The 5,593-nt window shown below is 53.6% G+C and carries 7 protein-coding genes; all 7 read right to left on the bottom strand.

Annotated elements, in window-relative coordinates:
• Positions 1 to 861 (bottom strand): proton-conducting transporter membrane subunit (locus MVD07_RS07640; protein WP_297500395.1); only part of this gene is annotated, 861 nt, incomplete at its 3' end.
• Between the two features lie 88 nt (positions 862 to 949).
• A complete protein-coding gene (locus tag MVD07_RS07635) occupies positions 950 to 1,879 on the bottom strand; it encodes a polyprenyl synthetase family protein (RefSeq protein WP_297500392.1) in 930 nt (309 codons plus the stop codon).
• On the bottom strand, positions 1,842 to 2,816 hold the full coding sequence (locus tag MVD07_RS07630; protein WP_297500389.1) for a DUF3887 domain-containing protein: 975 nt from the start codon (positions 2,814 to 2,816) through the stop codon (positions 1,842 to 1,844). The genes MVD07_RS07635 and MVD07_RS07630 overlap by 38 nt, the downstream gene beginning before the upstream one ends.
• A 9-nt stretch (positions 2,817 to 2,825) precedes the next feature.
• Positions 2,826 to 3,200 (bottom strand): hypothetical protein, encoded by a 375-nt coding sequence (locus MVD07_RS07625; protein ID WP_297500387.1) that lies wholly within the window; start codon positions 3,198 to 3,200, stop codon positions 2,826 to 2,828.
• On the bottom strand, positions 3,187 to 4,074 hold the full coding sequence (gene hemH / locus MVD07_RS07620) for a ferrochelatase (protein WP_297500384.1): 888 nt from the start codon (positions 4,072 to 4,074) through the stop codon (positions 3,187 to 3,189). Before hemH ends, MVD07_RS07625 begins: the two co-directional genes overlap by 14 nt.
• 28 nt (positions 4,075 to 4,102) lie before the next feature.
• Complete coding sequence (locus tag MVD07_RS07615) at positions 4,103 to 4,525, bottom strand: DUF1641 domain-containing protein (RefSeq protein ID WP_297500381.1); 423 nt, start codon at positions 4,523 to 4,525, stop codon at positions 4,103 to 4,105.
• Between the two features lie 10 nt (positions 4,526 to 4,535).
• Positions 4,536 to 5,593, bottom strand: a 1,058-nt coding sequence (locus tag MVD07_RS07610) for an FAD-dependent oxidoreductase (protein WP_297500378.1), incomplete at its 5' end; no start/stop codon positions are given.

Here is a 5,593-nt window from a genome sequence, read left to right as displayed (position 1 = left end):
GAAGTAGAAGACCCACGTTGGCAGGGGCCCTATAAACTGAAGAACCCTGGCGACGAGGTAGACACCCATCTCGACCATCGCTGCACCGTGGAGGAAGGCACTTGCCGGAGTCGGGGCCTCCATGGCATCGGGGATCCAGGAATAGGTCGGGAACTGGGCGCTCTTGGTGTAGCCAGCAAAGAGTAGCGCTATAAACAACCAGGGCTTAATATTTGGGGAAACCTTCGAAAGCGAGAAGAGGCTTAAGTCGTGGAGCTGGGTCAGGCCGATGTAAACGGCAGTGTAGAAACCTATCATAGCTCCAATATTCGGTATTATAAAGGCCTTGAAGCCGGCCCTCCTTCCGGCTGGAGTATGATAGTAGCTGACCACACCCCAGCAGGCAAGGCCCATCAGCTCAAAGAATATGAGAAGAGCCAGAAAAGTGGAGGAATAAATGAAGCCGAGTGTTGCTCCCTCGAAGAGAGCCATCCAAGCGTAGAATAAGCCCCTTCCCTTTCCCCCTGGATGGCCGATGTTCCTCTCGCTCATATATTCCATCCCGTAAAACATGAAAATGAAGCCGGCGACGGCAACAACGGTGCCGATTAGAACGCTCATGGGGTCGATTATAATGCCATAGGCCTCGCCGAACTGGGTGCTTCTTAGGTAAACCCTGTGGAGGGTCTCCCCAAAGTGGTTGAGTAGGTAGAGAATTGCCACCCAAAGCTGGAAGAGCATCGCGAGCGCGAAGGAAGAGAGCATTAGGGCGTCCGCTTTCCTCTCGTCGAGCTTGAACAGGACTACTCCACCGGCAAGGGGCACTGCAAAGGCAAGCGTTGCGAGAAGGCCTATCATTGCTCCCCCTCCGTCAAAATCCATTAGGTTTGTCTAACAAACCTTTTTAAACTTTTTCGTCTTTTCCCGAAAGTGCTTTGAACTATTGTAATCACCAGCAAAATTCGATAGGTTAGGTGTGGATTTTTTCAAACTTTTTAAAGGTTCTCCCGAAGTAGTCTGAGAGCAGGTCAACTACCTTCCCCGAGTCAAATGGAAGGCCATTTATTATGCCAACGGCTTCTTCCAGAAAGCCTCTAGTCATGTCAATCGCCTCGCCGAAGACCTCGGCCTCTTTCATCCTTTCGAAGAGCTCCAGAAGGATTTCCTCTCCCGGCTCCCTGAGGATCTTCTCCACGAGGGCCGAGCCGAACCTTTCCGTGTAGAGGATCAACGGCAGGGTGGCCTTTCCGTTGAGGAGGTCTTTGAAGCGATCCTTCCCTGTTCCCGGAAAGTAGTCGAGGACGTCGTCAACTATCTGGAAGGCCCTTCCTACGAGTATTCCAGCCCTGTCAAGCTCCTTCCAGAAGGGCTTTCCAAGGTAGTAAGCCGGAAGAGCGAAGGCCACACCGAAGAGCCTGCCCGTTTTGCCGTCTATTATCTTGTAGTATGTGTCCAGGTCAAGGTGGACGCTACCCCTTACGGCCTCCTGAAGGATTTCCGCCTTGACCATCTCCTCCACCGCTTCGGCAACGTAATCCACCATCTCTTTCCTCTTGGAGGCTATTATTCTCAGCGCCCTGACGAAGAGGAAGTCCCCGGTTAGGACTGCAAGCTCAGGGCCCCAGCGCATGACCACCGTTGGGTTGTCCCTCCTTTTTTCGGCGAGGTCAATGACATCGTCGTGAACGAGGCTGGCGGTGTGTATAAGCTCGACTGCCGAGGCAAGGTCGAGGGCGTCGCCTTCCCCAAGGCCCAACCCCTTCGATACCGCTAGGGTTACCCTCGGCCTTATTCTCTTTCCCCCGCTCCTGATGATGTACTCCCCAATTTTCTTCGCTAGTTCGACGCTACCTTCCAGGGCCTCAACGAGCTTTTCGTCTAGAGATTCCAACGGAGCCACCTCCAGTCCATGCAACTCCAGCTGAAAGAACCAAAACCCCAATAGCGAGGCCGTAGCTCCCGACTCCCATGAGGTAGAGGACCGCAAGTTCGAGGGCGGCAAAGAGTGGATAGACCCTGAACCCTTTCACAGAGTAGGACTGACCACTCAGACCATGGAAGGTCGTGAAGAGCAGTGCCTCAAGGAAAGCGTAGCTGGCTCCCCCGGAGAAGGAAACCGGGAGCTTCATTATGAAGTTCGTTGCCACAAAGGTTCCAACCGAGAGGAGAACGTACTGACCGATTCCAATGCCGAGGCCTATGGAAAGACCGTTCCTGTTCCTGGAAAAATAGAACTTCAGGCCCTCAATCGTCAGTGCCGAGAGAAAGGCTACCATGAAGGCCCTCGCCTGGAGGGAAGTTAGGAGAAAGAGGGAGGTTATCGAGTAGAAGGGGATTATTATCGCGAGGACAAGGGCTATCCCCGCGCCCAGTATCAGATCCGCAACCTCCGGTCTCTTAAAGGGCCAGAAGAGTGCAAGCACGATTAGAGCACCGAGCATCGTGAGGAGCATGCCCGTCGGGTTGGGCCTCGCCCTTATGCCCAAGGCGATTCCAACGAGCTGGCCGTTTTTGTATGCAAGCAGAACCGGGAAGGAGCCCTTTTCGGCTTCAACTCTGTACTCAACCCTGAGAAAGCCACCGGAGGTCTCGTTTTTGACATATGTGTAACCAATAAGTTTCCCATAGTTCTTGAGTGTGAACTCCCTTATCTGCTCGAAGTAGCCCTCCGTGAACTGGGCTTTCAGCTCACTGCTCATGTAGGGTTCTATCAGGGAATAATTGCCGGTGTTGACGGCCTCAATGAAGGAGTTCATGAAATCGCTTGAGACATTGGCGAGAACGGTGGGGAGAAGTAAGGCGGTAATTAGAAGGACCACCACTGCGGGTTTTCTCATCGACATCCCTCACACGGCATTGGAGAGAGCCCTTATTAGACCTTTCGCCATCCTATCAATTCCGGGAACCCTGTAGACCTTTCCCCTGATGTAGGTGTACATCCCAAAGGCAGCATAGACGAGCCATGCGTAAACTACGTAGAGGGCCGGCCCGAAGTGGGGGTAGACCTTGTTCACCGGCATGTGCCAGAGGGCCATGAAGGCGAGCCAGGCAAAGAAGCCCATGACGCTTGAATAGGCCGCGTGAAGCTTTGTGAACTCGTCGGTATCCTTCATCAGTATCAAAGGCACTCCACCAACGAAGCCCATTATGTAGGCTATGAAGGCGTTGGTAAACTTCTCAACTCCCTTTACTCCAACCCTTTCGGTTTTAGTAACCGGCATTTTCAATCACCTCTGCTATAGCTTCGTTCAGGAGCGGGTCGCGGTGGTTCAACCTGGCCCGGTAGTATCTCAGGCCGAGCCTATCCGCGACCTCTTTATATTCAACATCAAGCTCGTAGAGCGTCTCAACGTTCTCAACGAGGAAGCTGAGTGGGTAAATCAAAACCTCATTAACTCCCTCCAATTTGAGCTTCTCCAATACATCAGGGACTTCCGGTCCAAGCCACTCACCTTTTCCAAACTTGCTCTGGAATGCGATTTCCCATGGAAGGTCAAAGGCTTTCATGATCCTTTCGGCGAGTCTCCTGTGACTCTTCTCGTAGGGGTCGCCTTCCTCGATTACCCTCTTCGGCAAACTGTGAACGCTGAGGATGACGTAAGGCTCTTCAAAGCCGCTCTCCTTCAGTCCAGCCTCGATATTCCTCTGAACCCAGCGGATGAACTTCTCATTGTCCCACCATTCCTTAACGTAGGGCTTCTCGCCAAAAAGCTCCCTTATCCTAACCAGACAGCGCTCCGTGGTTGAGCTTGAGTAGACTTGGTAGAGAGGGAATATTAAGTCGAAGTCCCAATTAAGTTCTTCCAAAAGGGGCTTTGAATAGCACATACCGAGCCTTATCTCGTGGCCCGTCTTTTCGCTTACCGCTTCCGCTATCTCCTCCATATACTTAACGAGAGGACTTTTCCCGCCCATGAACGCGTAGTGCTCCCTAACCTGCCTCGCCCTCGCCTTCGCTATCCCCTTGATTATGGCTTTAGCCCCGGGAATGCCGAGCCCTATGTGGTGCCTTACGTCGTAGAGAAAGCGGAATATGAAGTCCTCGATTTCATCCGGTTCGGTGGGAGCGCCCATGTAGGTAAAGAGGATCCTCAAGCTCTCACCCCCTAAAAGAAGAAAAGGGTCAGAGTTTGCCGTTTAAAGCCGCCCCGAGGTTCTTGGCAAGGATTAGAAGGAAGCCGAGTCCCTTTTGCACGTCTTCATCGCGGAGGTAGCCCAGGGCAGCGGTCATGCCGACCTTGGGAACCCCCTTCGGGTTGGTCTTTGCCAAGGCCTTGAGGAGCGCCCTGACGAGCTCCTCAGTGTTCCAGCTTATTTCCCTGACCTCTGCTGTCTCAAGCGCCCTGACCGGCTCCAGAGCGGCGTTCCCAACGCCAAGAAGCCTAAGGACTGCCTTCTCCTCTGCTATCGTCTCAAGGAGCTTGTCACCGTTGGCCGTCATTGCCTTGAGGAGCCCGAGGGTCCCGCCCTTCTTGAGGGCAAGCGCCACTTCAGCCAGTTCCCTAAGGGCTACAACCTCTTCCTGGGTAAGCTTAAGCTCGCTCATCTTCGCCACCTCACATCCTCAAGCTGTCCAGCCATCCCCTGTAGAAGGAGTCCTTCATGAACCTCACGAGCGGGCTCTTGAAGAGCAGGTAGCACTCACGCTTGTATTTGTCCTCCTTCCACTCGTACTCGCAGTTCCCTGAGAAGCCGGTGTTGTAGCCGTGGCCAACGCAGAGCGTTGGGGAGTATTCGGCAACCGGATAACCGCCGTGTATCCTGTGGAGGATGCTGGTTGCTGCAACGATTGAAGCGTTGTGGAGCGGGACTCCAGCGGTGAGCAGTCCGAGCGGCGGCATTGAAGCTTCGCTGACGATGTAAACCTCGTCGTAGCCCGGGTAGCGGAAGTCCGGGCCGATTACCTTCGCCCAGCGCGGGTCCTTCTCGCTCGCCATGAAGGACATGACGTCTGGTATTGCTATGGGCGGTATCTTGATGAGCAGGTCGTAGTCAACCTCGGCGTTCTTGGTTACAACCTTGTTCGGCGTTATCTCGACGTGCCCCTCATTGTGGATGAACTTAACGTTGGCCTTCTCCATCCCCCTCTCGAAGAACCTGACTAAGTCAGGACCGAGACCTATGGCTGGTCTCTTGTCCGGATGGACGACGGTTATCTCGACGTTTTCAATTCCCCTGTGCTCGAAGTACATCCTGAGGTTGAGGCTCATCTCGTAGGGGTAGATTCCACAGCGGTGGGGCCCCTCTGGAGCGTAGATGACTATCTTCCCTCCTTTAAACTCAGAGAGGGCCTTATGGAGTTCAAGAGCCCCCTCAAGGGTATAGTTGTGGTGGCCGTATTCGCTCATACCCTTGTACTTGTCCCAGACGTACTTGACGCCTAATCCGAGGAAGAGGTAGTCGTAGTCGTAGACCTTCCCACCCTCGATCTTCACCTGCCTGTCCGCGAGGTTTATTTCTGTGACTCTATCTATATCAACCTTAAAACCGTAGACCTTCTCGGCGTTCTTTATTGGCGCCCACGTTTCATCGGCGGAAGCGGAACCTAAAGCCACCTCCATGAAGAGTGGCGGCATGTAGTGTCTCTCACTCGCCGTCACCATTGTGACGTTCA

This window comes from Thermococcus sp. (genome assembly GCF_027008145.1).
Taxonomy (GTDB): Archaea; Methanobacteriota_B; Thermococci; order Thermococcales; family Thermococcaceae; genus Thermococcus.
This window is presented reverse-complemented; position numbering and strand designations above follow the sequence as displayed.

Bases quoted from the DNA above. Each gene is read 5' to 3' on its own strand.
- MVD07_RS07630 (WP_297500389.1), bottom strand. From the start codon at position 2,816: ATGAGAAAACCCGCAGTGGTGGTCCTTCTAATTACCGCCTTACTTCTC.
- MVD07_RS07625 (WP_297500387.1), bottom strand. From the start codon at position 3,200: ATGCCGGTTACTAAAACCGAAAGGGTTGGAGTAAAGGGAGTTGAGAAG.
- MVD07_RS07615 (WP_297500381.1), bottom strand. From the start codon at position 4,525: ATGAGCGAGCTTAAGCTTACCCAGGAAGAGGTTGTAGCCCTTAGGGAA.